The organism is Exiguobacterium sp. s75 (assembly GCF_018617145.1).
In the GTDB taxonomy this organism is placed as follows: Bacteria; Bacillota; Bacilli; order Exiguobacteriales; family Exiguobacteriaceae; genus Exiguobacterium; species Exiguobacterium profundum.
In genome coordinates, this window is the sequence record NZ_JACSJQ010000001.1 from 937,855 (window position 1) to 959,095 (window position 21,241).

At 47.4% G+C, this 21,241-nt stretch carries 18 protein-coding genes; 4 read left to right on the forward strand and 14 right to left on the reverse strand.

Annotated elements, in window-relative coordinates; all coding sequences use genetic code 11:
- Window positions 1–28: 28 nt before the first annotated feature.
- The 7 genes from KNO68_RS04850 to KNO68_RS04880 all read right to left on the reverse strand — a co-directional run bounded on the left by KNO68_RS04850 (window position 29) and on the right by KNO68_RS04880 (window position 10,377).
- On the reverse strand, window positions 29–445 hold the full coding sequence (locus tag KNO68_RS04850) for an acyl-CoA thioesterase (RefSeq protein WP_012726439.1): 417 nt from the start codon (window positions 443–445) through the stop codon (window positions 29–31).
- Window positions 446–476: 31 nt separating this feature from the next.
- The gene (locus KNO68_RS04855) at window positions 477–2,735 is read right to left on the reverse strand and encodes an AAA family ATPase (RefSeq protein WP_214684118.1); all 2,259 of its coding nucleotides are present in this window, start codon (window positions 2,733–2,735) and stop codon (window positions 477–479) included.
- 56 nt (window positions 2,736–2,791) lie between these two features.
- Entirely contained in the window at window positions 2,792–3,469 is a 678-nt protein-coding gene (locus KNO68_RS04860; protein WP_078147019.1) for a hypothetical protein, read from the reverse strand.
- 101 nt (window positions 3,470–3,570) lie between these two features.
- On the reverse strand, window positions 3,571–5,136 hold the full coding sequence (locus KNO68_RS04865; RefSeq protein WP_214684117.1) for a BCCT family transporter: 1,566 nt from the start codon (window positions 5,134–5,136) through the stop codon (window positions 3,571–3,573).
- 127 nt (window positions 5,137–5,263) lie between these two features.
- A complete protein-coding gene (locus KNO68_RS04870) occupies window positions 5,264–5,755 on the reverse strand; it encodes a DUF3939 domain-containing protein (protein WP_078147021.1) in 492 nt (163 codons plus the stop codon).
- A gap of 113 nt (window positions 5,756–5,868) precedes the next feature.
- Complete coding sequence (gene acnA / locus KNO68_RS04875) at window positions 5,869–8,583, reverse strand: aconitate hydratase AcnA (RefSeq protein ID WP_012726444.1); 2,715 nt, start codon at window positions 8,581–8,583, stop codon at window positions 5,869–5,871.
- A gap of 195 nt (window positions 8,584–8,778) precedes the next feature.
- Complete coding sequence (locus KNO68_RS04880) at window positions 8,779–10,377, reverse strand: peptide chain release factor 3 (protein WP_078147022.1); 1,599 nt, start codon at window positions 10,375–10,377, stop codon at window positions 8,779–8,781.
- A gap of 178 nt (window positions 10,378–10,555) precedes the next feature.
- Between KNO68_RS04880 and KNO68_RS04885 the strand changes: the two genes are divergently transcribed.
- The 3 genes from KNO68_RS04885 (at window position 10,556) to KNO68_RS04895 (ending at window position 13,128) form a co-directional block, all read left to right on the forward strand.
- Window positions 10,556–10,987, forward strand: coding sequence for a DUF2621 domain-containing protein (locus KNO68_RS04885; RefSeq protein WP_031423504.1), 432 nt, complete (start codon window positions 10,556–10,558; stop codon window positions 10,985–10,987).
- A 306-nt stretch (window positions 10,988–11,293) separates the two neighbouring features.
- Complete coding sequence (locus KNO68_RS04890; RefSeq protein ID WP_240499876.1) at window positions 11,294–11,572, forward strand: DUF485 domain-containing protein; 279 nt, start codon at window positions 11,294–11,296, stop codon at window positions 11,570–11,572.
- Complete coding sequence (locus KNO68_RS04895; protein ID WP_078147024.1) at window positions 11,569–13,128, forward strand: solute symporter family protein; 1,560 nt, start codon at window positions 11,569–11,571, stop codon at window positions 13,126–13,128. The genes KNO68_RS04890 and KNO68_RS04895 overlap by 4 nt, the downstream gene beginning before the upstream one ends.
- Before the next feature lie 34 nt (window positions 13,129–13,162).
- Here KNO68_RS04895 and KNO68_RS04900 read toward each other — a convergent pair whose 3' ends face one another.
- Both KNO68_RS04900 and KNO68_RS04905 read right to left on the reverse strand, forming a co-directional pair.
- Window positions 13,163–13,615, reverse strand: a complete 453-nt coding sequence (locus tag KNO68_RS04900) for a CcdC family protein (protein WP_078147931.1) — start codon at window positions 13,613–13,615, stop codon at window positions 13,163–13,165.
- A 19-nt stretch (window positions 13,616–13,634) separates the two neighbouring features.
- The gene (locus tag KNO68_RS04905; RefSeq protein ID WP_078147025.1) at window positions 13,635–14,333 is read right to left on the reverse strand and encodes a cytochrome c biogenesis CcdA family protein; all 699 of its coding nucleotides are present in this window, start codon (window positions 14,331–14,333) and stop codon (window positions 13,635–13,637) included.
- Window positions 14,334–14,521: 188 nt separating this feature from the next.
- Between KNO68_RS04905 and KNO68_RS04910 the strand changes: the two genes are divergently transcribed.
- Window positions 14,522–14,704: an aspartyl-phosphate phosphatase Spo0E family protein gene (locus KNO68_RS04910; protein WP_078147026.1), complete on the forward strand. Its 183-nt coding sequence runs from the start codon at window positions 14,522–14,524 to the stop codon at window positions 14,702–14,704.
- Between the two features lie 77 nt (window positions 14,705–14,781).
- Here KNO68_RS04910 and KNO68_RS04915 read toward each other — a convergent pair whose 3' ends face one another.
- From KNO68_RS04915 to KNO68_RS04935, 5 genes are all read right to left on the reverse strand, one after another.
- The gene (locus KNO68_RS04915; protein WP_214684116.1) at window positions 14,782–16,545 is read right to left on the reverse strand and encodes an ABC transporter ATP-binding protein; all 1,764 of its coding nucleotides are present in this window, start codon (window positions 16,543–16,545) and stop codon (window positions 14,782–14,784) included.
- Complete coding sequence (locus KNO68_RS04920) at window positions 16,535–18,289, reverse strand: ABC transporter transmembrane domain-containing protein (protein ID WP_041917900.1); 1,755 nt, start codon at window positions 18,287–18,289, stop codon at window positions 16,535–16,537. Before KNO68_RS04920 ends, KNO68_RS04915 begins: the two co-directional genes overlap by 11 nt.
- Window positions 18,290–18,414: 125 nt before the next feature.
- A complete protein-coding gene (locus KNO68_RS04925) occupies window positions 18,415–18,648 on the reverse strand; it encodes a YneF family protein (protein ID WP_012726454.1) in 234 nt (77 codons plus the stop codon).
- 125 nt (window positions 18,649–18,773) lie between these two features.
- The gene (tkt, locus tag KNO68_RS04930; protein ID WP_041917901.1) at window positions 18,774–20,765 is read right to left on the reverse strand and encodes a transketolase; all 1,992 of its coding nucleotides are present in this window, start codon (window positions 20,763–20,765) and stop codon (window positions 18,774–18,776) included.
- A gap of 199 nt (window positions 20,766–20,964) precedes the next feature.
- Window positions 20,965–21,198: a DUF896 domain-containing protein gene (locus KNO68_RS04935; protein ID WP_078147028.1), complete on the reverse strand. Its 234-nt coding sequence runs from the start codon at window positions 21,196–21,198 to the stop codon at window positions 20,965–20,967.
- Window positions 21,199–21,241 lie beyond the last annotated feature (43 nt).

Genomic DNA, 21,241 nt, shown 5'->3' on the forward strand with positions numbered 1-21,241 from the left:
ACACTGACGGTACGAAGACAGAAGATTCTTAAACAGGGTTCATGACGTTCAAATACATTTCATGCCATTTCGGGAACTCTCGATCAAGTCGAATCGGTTTGAAGTCGCCTCGTTTGACGACGACATGCGTTGTAGTCGCTGTACCAACAAGTTCTCCATGTTGATTCGTCAACTCATAGCCATAAATCGTTCTGATTTTTGAATATTGATCGACCCATACACGAACATGAACCGTATCACCATACGTCACGCTACGCTTATAGTCCATGGATACATTTGTCACAGGAGAGACAAATCCCGCTTCTTCCATATCTTTATACTCGACACCTAGTTGTCGTAACAATTCCGTGCGCGCAATCTCTAAATAAACTAAATAGTTGGCATGATAGACGATGCCCATCATGTCCGTCTCTTGATACCTTACTGGGATTTGAACCGTGTGCATTGAATCATCCTTCTTTCCTAAGAAAAGTATATTATAACTTACTCTTAATATCTACTACTAATAATTGTTGGAGTGACACATTCTCATCCTCCGTCGACACTAAACGATAGGACTGACGAGCAATCGATTCATCGATAACAGATAGAGCGGTGCGCGCGTTCGCATGTTTGATGTCACCTAAACGAGTAGCCAATGCCTCAAGCGCATCCTCTTCCATCACATATCCGAACTGACTTGCGTAGTTTTTCGCGATGTCTACTAACTGTTCTTGCGTATAGTCAGCAAAATGAATCGTCCGTTTCATTCGGCTACTAAGACCAGGGTTGGATTCAATTAATCGGCGCATCGGACCTTCGTAACCGGCAAGGACGACCACAAGATTCTCGCCATGTTTCGGCATTTCATCAACGAGTGTATCGATTGCCTCCCGGCCATAGTCGTTCGCCCCGCCGTTCAAACTATAGGCCTCGTCAATTAGCAAGACGCCGCCAAGGGCGTCACGGATCGCCGCTTTCGTTTTTTGAGCTGTCTGTCCCACATAGCCACTAACTAAATCTGCACGACTGACGACATTGACATGGCCTCGCTTCAAATAACCTGTCCGTTTCAACATCTGTGCATATAAATAGGCAAATGTCGTTTTTCCGGTACCGCTGTTTCCGGTTAGTGTCACATGGAGCTGGACCGGCGCCGTCTTCAAACCGAGCGCCTTCCGCTTCTTTTGAATCTGGACGAGTGCTTCGATTTCAGCCAGTTGTGCTTTCGCTTCTTCCATGCCGACCAGGTCATCTAACGATGTCGGACTCGAGTCATCTTCTGGCTGATCAAAGTCTTCTTCAGTCAAGAGCGCCATCTCGTCTAACGGAGCGTCTGCACCGAAGCGGGAACCCTTCTTAAACATCGCATCAAGTAAAATGTTATGGACAGTCCGAGCATTTCCGAACGTCGAATCGACTCGTTCTCTGTCGATTCGAGCAAGAAGTGATCGCTTTGCCTCTTCCGTCAGCACGTAATTATTCTCTTGTGCCACTTTCTCACCGATGGCGACCAATTCTTCGTCACGGTAGTTCGGTAACTCATAGTGATTCGACTCAGGGAATCGTGATCGTAAACCAGGGTTAGCTAAGAGGAAATGGCGCATTTCTTCTGGATAACCAGCTAGAATGACGACGAACTTGCCTGCATATTCGCCACTCGTCATTGCGGCGACAAGCGTATCGATGGCCGCTTGTCCGTAATCACTACCACTCGCATCTTGACGCTTCAATGCATATGCCTCATCGATGAATAAGACACCACCTTCCGCCTCTTTCACCTTATTCATTACCTGTTCTTCCGTTTGTCCAACATAGGCACCGACAAGACTCGAACGATCTGCCTCGACAAGGTCTGGGCGTCCTAATAAGCCGAGTTCAAAGTAAATCTCAGCCATGAGTCTCGCTAATGTCGTCTTGCCGGTTCCTGGATTCCCTGTGAAGACGAGATGAAGGGATGGTTGATGTTTTGAAGAAAAGCCGGCTTTCTCTCGTTCTTTTTGGAAAAGGAGAAAGCGATACCACGCTTTTACACGTGCTTTGATGTCATCGAGCCCAATCATGTCTTCAAGTGACTCAATCGCGCTCGAGCGTGTCTCGCTCGGACGGTCTGGTAGTAGCTCACAAATCGTGTGTAGTCGTTCTTTCACAAGGGAAACGCGCTCCCCGAAACGATGAAACGCTTCACGACTAAAATAGTTCCCCTGCATGGATGCGAGCAAGGAGGCAGTATCATCTTCAAGAGATGCGACTTCTTGCATCGCTTCGATGATCGCTTCAAACAGGTTCTCCAGCTGTCCGCGCCATTCAGAATCACGCAAATCAGACTTCGCAGCCTCCACCTCATCATGGAGTTGGTCAAGTTGATCGAGTAACGCTGACGTTTTTGACTCGTACTCTGTTAAGATTTGAACCTTCATTGAGGCGTAATCGGCCTCTCGTAAGGTGGGCCAGTCAATTTGAAGCGCCTGTTTCGAACGACGCAACTGCTCATTCAGTTGAAACAGACGAAGCTCTGGAGGAAGTGCGTTCATCGCCTCCAACTCTTTTACCCAGCGGTTGAGTAACGGGTCCATCGTTTCCTTTTGTTTGAGCCGATGTGTTGCGAGCAGCCGCAAGGAACGAATTAATTCTTCTTGGTGCTGAGTCGCACGAGACCAATGTGCGTAAGATAACAATGCCGCCTCGTTTACTTTTTCTCCAGCTTCCCAGTTCGTCAAGTCCGTTTGAACTTGTTCCACTTGAATTTGTTTCATCTTGTTCTCCCTTTCAGACGACAAGGGAGCCGACATCATGTCTGCTCCCCATCGGATTATCTTGATTCAAACGATGTCATCCGAATCGAATGGAATAACTTTCCGTTATTCCGCGATTCTGCCGCGAGCAAGATTCGTTCATGCGCATCGACATAATATGTGACAGTCTCTTTATTTTCTTCTTCACTAAAAATCGATGGATAGTTTTCAATCCACTCTTCCGGAACGGTCTCAGCCGATTCTGATTTCACATACGCTTGCGCGGTACGTCCGACCAAATCGGTTTCGCCTTCACTTGAACCAAGCGTCCCGTCATCGAGCCATTTACGAATCTGTTCGTTCGTTGCACGTGACAAGAATGGATGAGGTGCGACTGCTCCGGAGTTCGTCTCCTGTCGAAGAACTTCTTCCCCGTCCGGATTGAACTCTAAGTAGGTCTCTCCATCCCATTCTGCTTTCGCGCCAACATTTGGACCCGTCACGACTTCAGATACAAAATGTCCGTCCTCATCATATGTGACAAGGTACTCTCGTTCTTCGAGCTCTTCGCCTTCTTTTGGAAGTTTGCGTTCTTGATATCCGATCACGACATTCGAGTAGAATGGTTCGACTTTCTCTTCCTCTTCCCCGCTCAAATCCATGAGCACATAGAAGTTATAAGCGAGTAATGCCCCGACAATGAGGATGCCGGCCAATATCACCCAGCTCAACCTTTTTTTTATCTGTTGTTTCATAGCCTATCCTCCTCGTTTCTTCACTTACTATCCTACACTAGCGAGAAGGACAAGCAAAATATTTTTGACCGAAAAAGGGCCTCATCTGAGACCCTTTCGAATTAACCTAGTTTATCTTCATCTTTCTTTTGCATCTCTAGCCATTTATCTCGTTCATCCGGTTCGTCGGTAAGATCCTTGAATAAGGCAATCATCATAAAGATGAGCACGAAGATGAATGGGAAGGCTGCGAGAATCGCAACAGCTTGTAGAGCATCTAATCCACCAGCATACAACAATACGGCTGCGATTGATGATTGGATGATTCCCCAAGTCATTTTAATCCCCATCGGCGGGATGAGCTTCCCGTTCGATGTAAGCATACCGAGGACGTATGTCGCAGAGTCAGCCGATGTAATAAAGAATGTCGAAATCAAGAAGATGGCGATTACACTGAGTAGCGTCCCAAAACCACCGAACGTTTCAAACAGTGCGAACAGCCCGACCTCAGTACCGATTTCGTTTACTTGATCAATTAAGCTATATCCTCCGAACAAATCAGCCCAGATGGCCGAACCGCCGAAGACGGAGAACCATAATAATCCGAATGATGTCGGGACAAGTAAGATTCCGATGATAAATTCCCGAATCGTACGCCCTTTCGATACACGTGCGATAAACGTTCCGACGAATGGTGACCAAGAAATCCACCAAGCCCAGTAGAAGATAGTCCAACCGTTCACCCATTCACGTTCAACGGGTTCAAATGCGGCTGTACGGAAACTCATGCTCGGGAGCTGCTGCAAATAAGTTCCGACCGTTTGTGTGAACAAGTCGAAAATGAAAGCTGTCGGTCCCGCAAACATCGTCGCTACAAGTAGGACAATTGCCAAGAAAATATTCGTATTACTTAAAATTCGAATTCCTTTGTCAAGACCTGTCGAAGCACTGATCATGTAGAGCACCGTTACGACGGCAATGATGATCAACTGTGTCACGAAAGCGTTCGGTACCCCAGGGATGAGGTAATGAAGGCCACCGGCAATTTGTTGAGCACCAAAACCAAGTGAAGTCGCTACCCCGAATGCCGTCGCAATGACCGCAAGGATATCGACCGTTTGCTTCACGGGTTGTTCGTAGCGGTTATGGACGAGCGAACCGATCGTCTCCCCAATCGTCGCGGGACGACCTTTTCTAAACGTCGAATATGCGATGGCGAGCGCAATCATTGCGTAAATCGCCCATGGATGGAAGCCCCAATGGAAAAATGCATAACGCATAGCAGTCCGTGCATCTCCTTCAGGTGTAGGTGAAGCGAATGGTGGTGAGTGGAAGTGGAGCAACGGTTCAGCCGCTCCCCAGAAGATGAGTCCAATTCCCATCCCGGCACTGAATAACATGGCAAACCATGATAAATAACTAAATTCTGGACGATCTGTATCCTTTCCAAGTCGAATCGAACCATATCTTGAAAAGATTAAAAAGATGGCAACCAGTAAAAACCCGGTGGCGCTCAAGAGATAGAACCAACCCATCCCGTTTGAGAGCCAGCCTTGTAACGTACTCGTCACGTTTAACAGACTGGCATTACCTAATAAACTCTCGGGGAAAAGTCCCCAAATCGTAAATAAGCCAGTTATGATTGCAGATACGACGAATACGGTCGTCACACGGCTTTTTCGTTCCATAAAATCACTCCTATTTAATTTTCTATTTTCATATACGTTTTCCACCCTAACATACTTTTGAAACAAGTCACAACCCTATGTGTACATAAATGTATTGTTTACCGTCCAATAGATAGGTGTCTTGTCATCAAGTTGTTTCTTTGGGCTCCAGTGAAACAATCAATGTTTCATCGACCACATAGTAAGGTCTTTTTGGCAACGTTTTTAAATAACCCCCCTCTCGTAAACGGGTCAAATCGAGTTGAAGCGCGTTCTGAAATGTTTGTAACGGTAATTTCTTCTCCTGGTCCATATACAGATCGAGTGCCCGTTGCACTTGATCCATTTCATAAATGACGTCGCGTTCATCTTCCGGTACGATATGAAACGTCTCTTTTGACATGAAGAAACGTTGTTTCGGGATTCCCGAAAGGTGATGTTTCAAGCGTTTGGTGTCGATTTCTTGCGAGTCATCCAGTAGGACGGTGCGATTCACACCTTTTGGCAGTGTCTGTTCATATTCGTGAATCGCCTGACGCAATTCTGAAAGGGTGATATCAATTTCTCGATCCGGTTCCACCTCTTTTTGTTGCGTCAATCGTTTCCACCAACTCTTTCCGAGCTTCTCTTCTTTATCCATAAGCGCACCCCTCCCTGTCTTCCTGTTCCCGAATCTTTTAAAACTTTCACCTTAAAATTGCATATTCATGAAAAAAACCTTCCTTTTTTCAAAGGAAGGTCATGGACTAGCACTTATTTCAATTTGTTACGGAGAACCATTTGCAGGATTCCACCGTGACGGTAGTAATCAATTTCAACTTCAGAGTCGAAACGAGCGATGACTTTGAACTCTGTCACCGTTCCGTTTTCATGTGTCGCTTTTGCGTTCAAGATATCGCGCGGACGTACAGACTCATCGACTTGAATATCAATTGCTTCTTCACCAGTCAATCCGAGTGATTCAGCCGATTCACCGTCTAAGAACTGAAGCGGGAGCACACCCATCATGACAAGGTTCGAACGGTGAATCCGCTCGAAACTTTGTGCGATGACCGCACGGATTCCAAGAAGATTCGTCCCTTTCGCTGCCCAGTCACGAGATGATCCCATTCCGTAATCATTTCCTGCAAGGACAACAAGACCTGTTCCCTGTTCCTTGTACTTCATAGCCGCATCATACATTGGCATGATTTCACCAGTTGGCCAGTACGTCGTAAAGCCACCTTCAGTTCCTGGAGCAACTTGGTTGCGGATACGAATGTTTGCGAACGTACCACGCATCATGACTTCATGGTTACCACGGCGAGAACCATATGAGTTGAAGTCGATTGGCTCTACCCCTTTAGAAAGGAGGTATTGACCGGCTGGTGTCGTCTTCGAGAATGATCCAGCTGGCGAGATGTGGTCGGTCGTAACCGAATCCGCAAACTTCCCGATGACACGTAAGCCATTCAATGCATGAACCTCGCCCGCTTCTGGTTCGAGTTGTTCGAAGAACGGTGGGTTTTGGATGTATGTCGACTCATCTGAGAAGTCATACAAGTTTCCTTCCGGAACATCGAGTGCGTTCCAACGCTCGTTACCAGTGAAGACCGTTTCGTACTCTTTACGGAATGCTTCTGGTGATACGACGTCTTGGACAACCATTTTGATTTCATCGTTTGATGGCCAGATGTCTTTGAAGTATACTTCATTTCCATCTTTGTCTGTACCGAACGAATCATTCATGATGTCGAAGTTGACTGACCCGGCAAGAGCGTAAGCGACGACGAGCGGTGGTGATGCCAAGAAGTTTGCCTTCACGAGCGGGTGAACGCGCCCTTCAAAGTTACGGTTACCAGAGAGGACTGACGACACGAGCAAGTCGTTTTCTGTGATCGTATCTTCGACTTCACGGTCAAGCGGACCAGAGTTTCCGATACATGTCGTACAGCCGTATCCGACCGTGTTGAAGCCAAGTTCGTCCAAGTAAGAAGTCAAACCAGCCTTATCCAAGTAGTCCGTTACGACTTTCGAACCTGGTGCGAGTGATGTCTTCACGTATTTCGGAACGGTTAAGCCACGTTCAACGGCTTTCTTCGCAACGAGTCCAGCACCGACCATGACGTATGGGTTCGACGTGTTCGTACAGCTTGTGATGGCTGCAATCGCAACATCTCCCGTACTCATGTCGACTGCGCCGTCCTCGTACTTGACTGTCGCCGTTTTGTCGAGTTCAGAACGGTCAAGTCCGAAGCCACTGTTTCCTGCAGGAGCACTCAAGCTATCGATGAACGATGTTTGAACGTCTGAGAGGTTGATTCGGTCTTGTGGACGTTTCGGACCCGCAAGTGAAGGCTGGACTTTCGACAAGTCGAGTGTCAACACTTTTGTGAACGTTGGATCAGCTTGATCTGGTGTATAGAAGAGATCATTCGCTTTAGAGTATTCTTCGACGAGTGAAATCAACTCCTCAGAGCGACCAGTCGTACGCATGTAGTTCAATGTTTCCGTATCGACCGGGAAGAATCCACATGTCGCACCATATTCAGGCGCCATGTTTGCAATCGTCGCACGGTCTGAAAGTGGCATCGTGTGGAGCGACGGTCCGAAGAATTCAACGAATTTCCCGACAACTTTTTCATGACGGAGCATCTCTGTCACGACGAGCGCCACATCTGTCGCTGTCACACCAGGGTTTACTTCACCGATGATTTTGACACCGACGACGTCTGGCACTGGGAAGTATGATGGTTGACCGAGCATGCTTGCTTCCGCCTCGATTCCGCCGACACCCCAGCCAAGAACACCGAGTCCGTTGATCATCGTTGTGTGCGAATCCGTTCCGACGAGTGAATCTGGATAAGCAACTGTACCTTCTGCATCATTCTTCTCGAGGACGACAGATGCCAAGTACTCCAAGTTTACTTGGTGAACAATCCCCGTTGCAGGTGGTACGGCACGATAGTTGTCAAATGCCGTCTGAGCCCAACGTAAGAACTTATAACGTTCTTCGTTACGTTCAAATTCGATGTCCATGTTTTTCATCAATGCGCCAGCGAAACCATATGCGTCTACTTGAACTGAGTGGTCGACGACGAGATCGACAGGAATTTCTGGGTTGATTTTGTTTGGGTCTCCACCGAGGTCTGCCATCGCTTTACGAAGTGAAGCAAGGTCTACGACCGTCGGTACACCCGTGAAGTCTTGAAGTACGACACGTGCCGGTTTGAACGGTACGTCAATGTCTTTCGAGACGTCGGCAGTGCCCCATTTTGCCAAGTTCTCGACATGTTCTTTCGTGATGGCACGCCCGTCTTGTTGACGGAGAACCGATTCAAGAAGAACGCGAATCGAATACGGAAGACGGCTGATGTCCGTCAATCCTTCTTCTTCCAATTTTTTCAAACGATAAAAATCATACGATTGCCCGTTCGCTTCGAACTTTGTCCGAGATGCGAAGGCGTCTAAAACATTCGTCTGTTCCATTGCAATTTCCCCCTTTTTGAAAGCGCCGACCACACGACAATGCGTAATCGCTTACTTTTCACATATTTATCATAATACAAGTATAGCGTGACGTAAAATACATTCCGTCACAAATTAGTCATAAGTAAAACTTATCAAAACTAAAATGACTTAATTCACAACAAAAAAACACCTCAGAAACGAGGTGTTTACATCTTATTCTTCCGTACCGATCTCTTCGTTGACGTCAAGTGCCTCAACAAGCGTCAAGTCATCTGCGTGACGCTCAGCGAACCGTTCATATGTGAACTCGTTCGCGAACAGGAAGACCGGACGTTCCCAACGGTCTGTAACGAGCATGTTCCGTGAATCTTGGAACGGTTTCAATGCCTTCAACTCTTTATCTTTGACCCAACGAGCAACGCTATATGAGACTGGTTCCATTCGAATATCGACGCCATATTCATTGTTTAAACGATATTCGAATACCTCGAATTGAAGTTGTCCGACCGCGCCGAGATAAATCTCGTTATATTCGTTGCGATACACTTGAATCGCCCCTTCTTGCGCAAGCTGTTCTACCCCTTTGTGGAAGTGTTTCGACTTGAGCGAGTTGACCGGCGAAACGCGCATGAACAATTCCGGTGGGAAAGTTGGCAGCGCCTCAAACGCAATCTTCTGCTTCGATGTGGTGATGGTATCTCCAATTTGATACGTCCCAGAATCATAGATCCCGATGACATCACCAGCAAACGCTTGGTCGACTGTTTCTCGATCGTTCGCCATCAATTGTGTCGATTGGCTCAATTTTATCTTTTTCCCAGTACGAGTGAGCGTCACATCCATCCCACGCTCAAACACACCTGAACAGATGCGTACAAAGGCGATGCGATCGCGGTGTGCCGGATTCATGTTCGCCTGAATCTTGAAGACGAATCCACTGAAGTCTTCTGATGTCGGATTGATTGGACCGACGTTCGACTTACGTGCCTCAGGAGCCGGAGACATCTCTAAATAGTGATTCAAGAACGCAGTCACCCCAAAGTCGACGAGCGCTGTTCCGAAAAATACCGGTGTCAATTTACCGCTCTGGATCGCCTCGACATTAATCTCGTTCCCCGCTCCATCGAGAAGGTCGATTTCATCGCGGAGGTTCATCAAGTTCTCTTCCGACAAATGATCGGCGAGAATCGGATCGTTCACTCCGTCCTCACCCAGTTGAAGTGTCGACTTCTCCCCACGGAACAAGTGGACCTCATTTTTCATTCGGTCGTAGACACCTTCAAACTGCATTCCACTTCCGATTGGCCATGTAATCGCGACAGAAGGCATGCCTAACACTTCTTCGAGCTCTTCCATCAATTCAAGCGGATCTTTTGCCTGACGATCCAACTTGTTCATAAATGTGAAGATTGGAATCCCACGCATCCGACAAACTTGGAATAGTTTTTTCGTCTGTGTTTCAATCCCTTTCGCAGCATCAATGACCATGACCGCGCTATCGACTGATGTCAACACGCGATACGTGTCTTCACCGAAGTCGTTGTGTCCTGGTGTATCCATGATCGATACAACCTTGTCTTGATAGATGAATTGCATGACAGACGATGTGACCGAGATCCCACGTTGTTTCTCGATTTCCATCCAGTCAGATTTTGCGTGTTTTGAGTTTTTGCGCGCCTTGACCGTACCTGCCTCGCGAATCGCACCACCGTGCAAAAGTAATTTTTCTGTTAATGTTGTTTTCCCCGCATCCGGGTGAGAGATAATGCCGAATATCCGACGTCTCTCGACTTCCTGTTTCAATTGGCTCATATAGGATAGACCTTTCCTTTCTCGTCTCAGTTCATGCTTATTCTCGTAGCAACGCTATCTATTCTAACGAAATCAATTCGGTTCGTCTATCCTAATGGGACGTACGCCTTTTGCAAATGGATTCTTTTTTGTATACTAACGATGAAAGCAAGTGAATGTATAGAACGGGGGAAAGACGATGCCAGAAAACTTGATGATGTATTTCATTGTATTCTGGGGATTCGTCATGATTGGACTCATGACGATTGGCGGGTACTTCATGTTTCGTAAGTTTTTAAAACGAATGCCAAAAGAAGATGGACGTTCCCTACTTGACATCGAAGATGATTATATAGAAAGAACGCGTCATCTCTGGACTCCGGAGACGCGGACGCTATTAGATCGTCTCGTCACACCGGTACCCGAGTTGTTCCGCGACGTGGCGATCCGAAAAATCGCAGGTAAAATCGGTCAATTCGCGCTTGAATCGCGTGCAAAAAAAATGACGACCGAACTTGTGGTAAAGGGTTACATCGCCGCAACACCGAAGCGCGATCACAAGTTCTTAAAGAAAGCGCTAACCGAAGAACAGATTGATTGGACGCCATACGAACACTATTTTCAGCAGTAGACTCTATCTCATTCAGATAGAGTTTTTTATTTGTCGAATTGTGCGATTCGCCTAATGGGTCAAAAGTACCTTTTCTCGAGCTTTATATTACATCGAAATAACGTTCACGAATTAGACAATATTGAAAACGCTTACAGTAAATTGGTATGACCAATATTAATATAACGTCTTTCATTTCGACACGAAAAAAAGGAATGACTGAATTGTTTTTCACAACGCATAATGGATTTATCTTACAGTCAAGGAGGGTCTATTATGCATGATGTAACACAAGTTTCACAAACAACAAGCCATCAATCTGCCCACATGATTACCGAACATGAGACATTTCATCGGTTAATGCAGGAAAAAAATCGCTTCATCGTTCCAGCTATCATCTTCTCACTCATCTTTTATTTCACACTCCCGATTCTGACGAGCTATACGACGATCTTGAATACACCACTCATCGGGGACATCACTTGGGCTTGGGCGTTCGCCTTTTCCCAGTTCATTATGACTTGGACACTTTGTGTACTTTATAGTCGACGTGCCCGTCGCTTTGACGCACTCGTCGAACAATTGAAAGACGAGGTGAGATCATGAATTGGACCGCGATCGCCCTCTTTATCGCCATTGTCGGACTCACGCTAGTGATTACATACTTTGCAGCAAGAAAAACAAAAACTGCCAGCGATTTTTATACGGCAGATGGTGGATTGACCGGATTTCAAAACGGTCTTGCCATTGCAGGCGACTATATGTCTGCCGCATCGTTTCTCGGAATTGCAGGTATGATCGCGCTTGCGGGATTCGATGGGTTTTTCTATTCAATCGGTTTCCTCGTTGCCTATCTCGTTGTCCTCTATCTCGTCGCCGAACCATTGCGAAATCTTGGGAAATATACGATGGCAGACATGATTGCGGCACGTTTTAACAAGCCTCGCGTACGTGGTGTCGCAGCGATGAATGCGATTGTCATCTCCATTTTTTACATGATTGCGCAACTCGTCGGAGCGGGTGCTTTGATTGAACTGTTACTCGGAATCCCTTATACGACAAGTGTCGTCGTCGTCGGAATCTTAATGACAGTCTACGTCGTTTTCGGTGGCATGACGGCCACTTCTTGGGTACAAATCACGAAAGCCGTACTTCTGATGATTGGGACGGCAATCATTTCATTTCTCGTGTTCGCTCGTTTTGATTTCTCCGTCACGACGATGTTTAATGAAGTCAGTAAAGCGACCCCACTCGGAAGTGACTTCTTGAACCCTGGGAACAAGTTCAAGCTACCGCTCGATACCATTTCATTAAACATGGCGCTCGTGCTCGGTACGGCAGGGCTCCCTCATATTCTGATTCGCTTCTTCACCGTCAAAGATGCACCGACTGCTCGGCAATCCGTCGTCTATGCGACATGGATCATCGGTGCATTTTATATCTTGACCATTTTCCTAGGTTTCGGTGCCGCAGCATTCGTCGGACGTGATGCCATTCTCGCCGCAAACCCTGCCGGCAACATGGCGGCCCCTCTTCTCGCGCAAGTGCTCGGTGGTGACCTCTTGTTCGCTTTCGTTGCCGCAATCGCGTTCGCGACAATTCTTGCCGTTGTCGCTGGACTCGTACTGTCAGCTGCTTCCGCCTTCGCCCATGACTTCTACGGACATATCATTCGTAATGGGGAAGCGACAGAAACTGAACAAGTGAAAGCCGCGCGAATCGCTTCAGTTGCGGTCGCCCTCGTCTCAATGGGACTAGCTTTTTTCGCCCAGTCGATGAACGTTGCGTTTCTTGTCTCGCTCGCCTTCGCCGTTGCGGCGAGTGCGAACTTACCTGTGATTCTCTTTACGATTTTCTGGAGACGCTTTAATACAGGTGGCGCCATTTGGGGAATGGTCGTCGGTTTGTTCTCCTCACTGATTCTAGTCGCACTCAGCCCGAACCTTTGGGCTCCGGACGGTTCGGCCATCTTTGTCGGTGAAGCCCTATTCCCACTATCCAATCCCGGGATTGTATCAATCCCCCTCGGTTTCATCGCTGCCGTGATTGGTACACTGGTCACGAAATCAGATGAAGCAGCAGGAAACTATGAACGCGTCCTCGTCAAGGCGAACACTGGAATCGACGCGGAGACCGAAGTCGCCGCTACGAAAGCAGACTAAATAAAAAATGGAGTGGCTCAACGCCACTCCATTTTTACGTGATTGCGATTCGTTTATATTTTTGATACATGGCGATTCGCCACGGGACAATCATCCCCCAAGCAATCAAATAAAACAATCCGCCGGTCGAGAAGATATCGACCTCATGACCGACCCAAACCTTCATTGCTGTACGGATGGCAAGGAGTGCGAACACGACCACGAAAAATGCTTTCGATCGTGAGAGATACACTTCGCCGTCCCGTTTTTCAAAGTTTGATGTCTTAATCAAAAACAGACTGAAGATGAGCCCGACCGCAAGGGCCTCAGCCACTTCGACCCATGATAAGCGAAACGCGGGAATCAAAAACTGAATCATCCCGGTCGTCATCGCAAGTGGTGGGATTAAAATTTTCTTCGCATTCGTCGGCTTTGCCGATGCTTTTACACGAACAAAGCTCGCTACGATACCCATTAACAACGCGACGAGAGTCGACCCCCATAACATTGACATCTCGGTCAACCCCTTAAAATCCGGTGAATCCGACAAGCTCGCTCATCCATGCAGCGAACCGATTCATTCCGTCAAAATATAATAGTACGCCGAACACCATCATCAAATAGCCTCCGACTTTTGCCACTTTTGCACTGTTGCGTGCTAAGTACTTGATCTTGCCAACGAATGCGACCATCACCAAAAATGGAATTGCAAATCCGATGACATACGCCAACATATAGCCGAGCCCTTGACTCGGGTTCGTGGCGGCTAGTGCGATCACACCAGCTAAAATCGGACCTGTGCACGGTGTCCAACCGGCCGCAAATCCAATACCAATTAAAACGGTACCAAAATAACCGCTCTTTCGTTCGCCGATATCCATTTTCTTTTCACGCATCATAAATTGCGGTTGCCATAAGCCCGCCAAAAAGACGCCGAACACGAAAATCAAAATGGCGCCGAACATGCGTAGACTGTCCTTGTATTGGATGAAGACGTCTGCGATCAACGAAGTCGACAACCCTAGCACGAGAAAGACAATCGAAAAACCGAATAAGAACGAAAATGTGTGGAACCAAGCTGTACGCTGTTTTAATCCTTCATTTTTTAACTCAGATACGGAAACCCCAGTGATATACGAGAGAAAGACCGGATACAACGGGAGCGTACATGGTGACAAGAACGATAAGACGCCCGCCCCAAATGCGAGCCATAATGTGACTTCCATGACGATTTCCACCTTTCACGACCATTATAGCGAAATCCTATTTAAATTGCTCGAATCTTTTCTTTCAAACCTCAACATCATTTTGTAATTTTTGAAATGGAAATGAAACTTGTCATCTGTAAACGGAGGTGCTAAGATTTGGATATTCCAGTTCACAAAATTCTAATTTACATGATGGGGGAACGAACGTGGCAGTCACCGCAGCAGATACACTACACCAGGCCATTGAACAAAAACGTGATGAACTGTATAAAATCGCGTCAAAGCATTCTTGGACCTCACCTGAAGTCATTTCAGTAAGCCAAGAACTTGACTCTCTAATCACTCGTCATGTCCTATCAAAGCATAATAAAGAGAAACTTCATTCTTGAAACTTGACGGCTCGTCACCTAGTGTGACGAGCTTTTTCCATGGAAAAAAGGACACCTGAATAGGTATCCTTTCCAAATCAAGACATCAGACGTTGTCCGGATTGCAATTCATACATCTTTTTGTACAGTCCGTCTTGTTTCAATAACTGTTGATGGTTGCCGCGTTCCACGATTTCACCGCGATGCAAGACTAATATCAAATCTGCATCTTGAATCGTCGACAGGCGGTGAGCGATTGCAATCGTCGTCCGACCCCGACGCATCCGATCGAGCGCAGTCTGTACACGCTCTTCTGTTTCGGTATCGATGGAGCTTGTCGCTTCATCGAGAATAAGCACCTTTGGATTACGTGCGACCGTACGGGCAAAAGCGAGCAATTGACGCTCCCCGCTTGAGAACGTCGCTCCACGCTCTCCGACGACATGGCCATAGCCAGCATCCAACTTTTCAATGAACGTATGCGCTTGGACGAATTCAGCAGCTTCACGCGCGCGCTCAGAATCGATGTCCGGATTGAACAGCTTCAAATTCTCTTCAATTGTTCCGGTGAATAAGAATGGGTCTTGTAGGACAAGCCCGACCTGATGACGAAGCTCTTGCTCCTCGAACTGTTCGAGCGGTTGCCCGTCAATCGTGATGCGACCAGATTCATATGGGTAAAAACGGGTCAACAAATTGATGATTGAACTTTTACCACTCCCAGTATGACCAACGAGCGCTACCGTCTCACCAGGTTTCGCCACGAACGAAATTTGTTTCAACACGTCAACTTCTCCGTCGTAACTGAACGTCACGTCTTCGAACCGAACTTCCCCATCAGTGATCCGCGCTTCACCAGGCATCCGTTTACCTGGAGCCGGTTCATCCGTATCTAAAATTTTGAAGACACGATCCGCCGATACGACGGCTTGTTGAAATTCGCTCAATCGTTGCATGATATCGAGTACAGGACGGAAAATACGTTCAATATAGCTGATGAAAGCATACACGACCCCTACCTGAACCTGTTCACTCATGGAGAGCACCCCATAATAGCCGAGCAGACCGATGATGGAGAAGGCAAGAAGGAGTTCGATGATTGGGCGTAGCAACATGCTATCGAGTTTTAAGTTCCGATATCGTGCCTCCTGATGCGCTTCGTTCGTCTCTTCGAACTGACGGATGAGACGCTCTTCTTGACGAAATTGTTGAATGATGCCCATCCCGTTGATGGATTCGTTCAACTGGGCGTTGAGTTGTGACAACAAATCCCGGACTTGTGCGAAATATTTCGTCGAGAAACGACGATACGCCCAAATGATGAGCCAAAAGAGAGGCAACAAGATGAGCCCCATCGTCGCGAGCGGCGGCTCTAAAATGTAGAGGAAAATATACGTCCCGATCAACTGAACAGCGGACTGAACGAACGTACTCATCACTCCGACATAGAGCTCTTTCACCGCCTCCGTATCGTTCGTAATACGCGATACAAGGACGCCCGCTGGTGTACGGTCAAAATAAGCGAGCCGCATCCCCATGACGTGGCGGAAAATATCCATCCGAATATTTTGAACAATCTTCAGCGCAATCTTTTGAAACGAAATCGATTGTAGATAATCAAACACGATTGCAGATACGTGAAGAACCATATAGACGGCGAAGAGAGCGATGACCCAGTTCGTTGGATAGACACCCGGTGTGACGAATTCATCGATGAACACTTTGATTAGAAACGGCCCTGCCAACTTTGCACCTGTCGCAATCAAGAGAAATACGAAGGCGACACTGAGCGGTTTACCATACCGTTTCGCGTAACTGAGCAGTCGCTTGATGACTTGCCATTCTTGGACATCATGTTTCATCGTGTCCACCCCCTTCTACAATCGCTTCAAGTTGCTGACGATCATATGTCTCTCGATACCAGCCTGTCTCCTGAAGCAATGCCTCATGACGACCTCGCTGAATGATATTTCCGTCCTCAATCACGAGAATCTCGTCAGCATGTTCCACGGCGGAAAGTCGATGGGCGACGATGACGCGCGCCTGGTCCGGATTGCCGACTCGAAAATGCTCGATAATCGACTCTTCCGTTTTCGCATCGACCGCAGATAACGCATCATCTAATATCAAGACGTCAGCCGCTGTCATGAGCGCCCGTGCGATGGAAATCCGCTGTTTCTGGCCACCTGATAATGTGACCCCGCGTTCACCGACGAGTGTCGCATAGCCTTCCGGAAGACGGACGATATCTTCATGCACCTCAGCGACCTTAGCCGCTTCGATGATTTCTTCCATGCTCGCATCGGGTCTTCCGAACGCGATATTGTTCGCAATCGAATCCGAGAACAAGAAGTGATCTTGCGGCACGACCGCAATCTTATCCATCAGAAGTGACTTTTTCACTTGGCGGATGTTGATCCCGCCGATTTTAATCTTTCCATCTTTCACGTCATACTCACGTGTCAACAGACGGACAATCGTTGTCTTCCCTGCACCTGTTCTGCCGACAATCCCGATGGTTTTTCCACGCTCAATCCGAAAATGAACATTGTGGAGCACAACGGTCTCGTCATAGGCGAAGTTTCGAATATCAACTTCCACCTCTGAATGAGAGAGCGTCGTCGCAGCCATGCGGTCGTCTTGAATCTCAGGTTTGACGGCGAGCATCCGCTCAATCCGGTCGTAAGACGCACGTCCACGCTCCACGATGTTGAACAACCATCCAAAGGCTAACATTGGCCATGTCAACAGTGCCAAATAAGCTGTGAAGCTGACGATCTGTCCAATCGTCAATTCTCCTTGTTCAATCAAGACGGCTCCATACCCGACCGAAAGGATATAAGACAATCCGACAATTCCGAAGATGGTCGGGTCGTATAAGGCATCAATCTTCGCGACTCGTACGTTTTTGGCCATGACTTCACTCGATAAATTCTCAAACGATTCCACGTCCCGACCGACTTCCCCCGTCGATTTTAAGACACGGACGCCACTGACACTTTCTTGCACTTTGTCATTCAATTCTGAAAATGCCGCTTGGGCGACCCCGAATCGGCTATGTAACATCTTTCCATATCGCGTCGTCAAAGCGACCATGATTGGTAACGGTAGTAAGGCAACGAGCGTCAATTTCCAACTGATTGTTGTAATCATCGTGATGATGACGAACGTCCCAAGTGTCACGCTATCGACGAGTGTTAAAATCCCCGCACCGGCCGTCATCGATACGGCTTGTACATCATTTGTCGCATGGGCCATCAAATCACCGACCCGTGACTTTTTATAAAATCGCTGATCAAGATCTGTGAAATGCCGATATAGTTGGCTACGAAGCATTCTTCCTAGACGAATCGATGCGCCGAAGATAAAATAGCGCCAAAAGAAGCGGGCGATATAGTTTCCAATTCCAACAGCGGCAAGTCCCCCTAATAATAGCCAGAGTGTGTCGGACGAAAGCGAACCACGGTTGATCTCATCGACAATCCGTCCGATGATGCGTGGTGGAATCAGTTCTAGACCAGCCACGAAGATCAGTAAGACGATGCCGAGCGCGTACGTCTTCCACTCAAGACGCAAAAACCAAGATAATTGTTTGAATACACGAATGTGAAACGCCCCCCTTTGTCTTTAGATGAAGATTATTTATTAATCGTAGCGAAAGTCTGTTCGATTGTCTAACAAAAAGAGGAAACAAAAAAGCACTTCGGGAACCGAAGTGCTTTCGTGATTGATTATGATTTCTTTTCGTTTTTCATCTGCACGTTCATGGCGCGCATCACTTGGTTGACTTTCTTCTGTGATGGCTTTTGACCCATCTGCATCATCAACGTACGAATCATATCTTCATTGATTGGCGGGTTCTGTTCAAGGTAGTTCATCATGTATTTACGCGCGATAAAGAATCCAATCGCGATACCCCCGATGAGTGCTGCCACGACAAGAAGAATCCAGAATAATGTACTCAAGGCTTTACCTCCTCTACCATATGAAACATCGTTTTTTACTATACACTAAATTGAACAACTTCGCTAGTCGTCCAGAAAAAAAGTGACGGCCAAACAATTGGCCGTCACAACAATCTAACTTGAGATTAAAGTGATTTTACTGCATTGACGACGTTGTCGACTGACATGCCGTACTCTTTCATGAGGAGGTCACCAGGTGCAGATGCTCCGAACTTGTCGATTCCGAGCACTTTACCACCGAATCCTACATATTTGTACCATCCAAGTGTCGCACCCGCTTCAAGTGATACACGTTTCGTGACTGAAGATGGAAGAACAGATTCTTTGTACTCTGCAGATTGCGCTTCGAAGAGTTCCCATGATGGCATCGAGACGACTGCCGCTTTCACACCTTCTGACGCGAGCTGTTCACGCGCTTCAACGAGAACGTGTACTTCAGAACCTGTACCGAGCAAGAGAACGTCTGCATCTTTCGATTCACCTGCAACGACGTAAGCTCCTTTTGCTGCCGTTTCAATAGATGTACCTTCGAGTTCTGGTAACGCTTGACGAGTCAAGACGAGAAGTGAAGGAGTCGTTTTCGATGTCACTGCTTGTTTCCAAGCTGCAATCGTTTCTTTGCCGTCAGCAGGACGAAGAACAGAGAGGTTCGGCATCGCGCGGAAGCTCATCAAATGTTCGACCGGCTCGTGCGTTGGGCCATCTTCACCGACTGCGATTGAGTCGTGCGTCAAGATAAACGTCGATGGAAGTCCCATAAGTGCTGCGAGACGGACTGCAGGACGGAGGTAATCCGAGAAGACGAAGAACGTCGCACCGTAAGGAAGGACACCACCGTGAAGGGCCATACCGTTCACAGCTGCAGCCATCGCGAACTCACGAACACCGAACCAGATGTTACGGCCAGCTGGATCTTCATCGAAGTCTGCCGCACCTTTGATCATCGAGTTGTTCGATCCGGCAAGGTCAGCCGACCCACCGAAGAGTGTCGGTACTGCTTTTGCGATTGCGTTTAACACTTCACCGCTCGTTTGACGTGTTGCTTTTTTCGAACCGATTTCGAATGTCGGCAACTCGCTATCCCAACCTTCAGGAAGCTCATTGTTCATCGCACGCTCGAACTGTGCTCCGAGCTCAGGGTGTGCCGCTTTATACGCTTCAACGAGTTCGTTCCAGTCTGACTCATATTTCGCACCAGGCTCGACAACTTTCTCGTTGAATAAGTCATATACTTCGTTTGGAACGTAGAATGACTCGCCTTCCCATTTGTAGAACTGTTTCGTCAATTCGATTTCAGCGTCTCCAAGTGGCGCACCGTGTGATGCCGATTTACCCGACTTGTTCGGTGAACCGAATCCGATGACCGTTTTGACTTCGATCAATGTCGGCTTCGACGTCTCTGCTTTCGCAGCATCAATCGCTTTTGCGATTGAATCGATGTCCGTTCCGTCTTCGACACGAATAACTTGCCATCCGTAAGCGTTGAATCGGTCTTCTACGCTTTCAGAGAATGACTTATGAAGGTCGCCATCGAGAGAGATGTCGTTTGAATCGTAAAGAACGACGAGTTTACCAAGTTTCAAGTGACCTGCAAGAGAAGCCGCCTCAGCAGATACACCTTCCATCAAGTCTCCATCACCGCAAATGCCGAACGTGTAGTGGTCAACGACGTTGAACTCGTCGCGGTTGTAAGTCGCTTCTAAGTGTTTCTCTGCCATGGCCATCCCGACAGCCATCGCAATCCCTTGTCCAAGTGGGCCCGTTGTCGCATCTACCCCAGCCGTGTGGCGGTACTCAGGGTGACCAGGTGTTTTCGAGTCCATTTGACGGAATGATTTCAAATCGTCCATCGACAAATCATAGCCAGACAAGTGAAGGAGCGAATACAAGAGCATCGATCCATGACCCGCTGAAAGCACGAAACGGTCACGGTTGAACCAGTTCGGGTTTTTCGGGTTGTGACGCATTTTATCTGTCCAAAGTGTAAACGCCATTGGGGCAGCGCCCATCGGCATCCCTGGGTGACCAGAGTTCGCTTTTTGGACCGCATCAATTGAGAGCGTCCGAATCGAGTTAATCGCTAATAATTCTTTAGTAGTTGTTTCCACTAATTTCATCCTCTCTGTGTTAAGAAGGTTTTCTACCCGTCATATTTTATCACACTCAATCGTGTGTCACAACTAATTAATTAGTATAACACATTTGATGAAATCGTTTCCTTCTATTGCATGAAATAATGTGTAATCCGTTCGTCTGATGCGTGTTCGTGTATAACAAAAATGCACATCCTATACGAAATAGGATGTGCATTCGGGATCACTCACCGCGATAACGTTTTTGGTCTTCTTTCAACTTCTCTGGGGTAACGTCGTTCCCATCTGGGTCGACGACTTTCATCCCCATCATTTGTGATTTGAACGATTGACGAAACGCCTTCAAATATTCTTGACGCAAGTCTTGTTGCTCGTTCATTTCGTCTTGAGACAGTCCTTCTGTCTTCGCTTTGTTGGCGAGGAAATTGATTCGCTCCAATTGTCCTGGTGCTAACATCTGACTCGCCCCCTCTCTAGTGAATTTGTTCTTATACTTTACA

Coding starts and splice junctions, on each gene's coding strand:
- KNO68_RS04850 (WP_012726439.1), bottom strand. CDS start 445: ATGCACACGGTTCAAATCCCAGTAAGGTATCAAGAGACGGACATGATG.
- KNO68_RS04855 (WP_214684118.1), bottom strand. CDS start 2,735: ATGAAACAAATTCAAGTGGAACAAGTTCAAACGGACTTGACGAACTGG.
- KNO68_RS04860 (WP_078147019.1), bottom strand. CDS start 3,469: ATGAAACAACAGATAAAAAAAAGGTTGAGCTGGGTGATATTGGCCGGC.
- KNO68_RS04865 (WP_214684117.1), bottom strand. CDS start 5,136: ATGGAACGAAAAAGCCGTGTGACGACCGTATTCGTCGTATCTGCAATC.
- KNO68_RS04870 (WP_078147021.1), bottom strand. CDS start 5,755: ATGGATAAAGAAGAGAAGCTCGGAAAGAGTTGGTGGAAACGATTGACG.
- acnA (WP_012726444.1), bottom strand. CDS start 8,583: ATGGAACAGACGAATGTTTTAGACGCCTTCGCATCTCGGACAAAGTTC.
- KNO68_RS04880 (WP_078147022.1), bottom strand. CDS start 10,377: ATGAGCCAATTGAAACAGGAAGTCGAGAGACGTCGGATATTCGGCATT.
- KNO68_RS04885 (WP_031423504.1), top strand. CDS start 10,556: ATGCCAGAAAACTTGATGATGTATTTCATTGTATTCTGGGGATTCGTC.
- KNO68_RS04890 (WP_240499876.1), top strand. CDS start 11,294: ATGATTACCGAACATGAGACATTTCATCGGTTAATGCAGGAAAAAAAT.
- KNO68_RS04895 (WP_078147024.1), top strand. CDS start 11,569: ATGAATTGGACCGCGATCGCCCTCTTTATCGCCATTGTCGGACTCACG.
- KNO68_RS04900 (WP_078147931.1), bottom strand. CDS start 13,615: ATGTTATGGGGGTCGACTCTCGTCGCGTTGTTAATGGGTATCGTAGCG.
- KNO68_RS04905 (WP_078147025.1), bottom strand. CDS start 14,333: ATGGAAGTCACATTATGGCTCGCATTTGGGGCGGGCGTCTTATCGTTC.
- KNO68_RS04915 (WP_214684116.1), bottom strand. CDS start 16,545: ATGAAACATGATGTCCAAGAATGGCAAGTCATCAAGCGACTGCTCAGT.
- tkt (WP_041917901.1), bottom strand. CDS start 20,765: ATGAAATTAGTGGAAACAACTACTAAAGAATTATTAGCGATTAACTCG.
- KNO68_RS04935 (WP_078147028.1), bottom strand. CDS start 21,198: ATGTTAGCACCAGGACAATTGGAGCGAATCAATTTCCTCGCCAACAAA.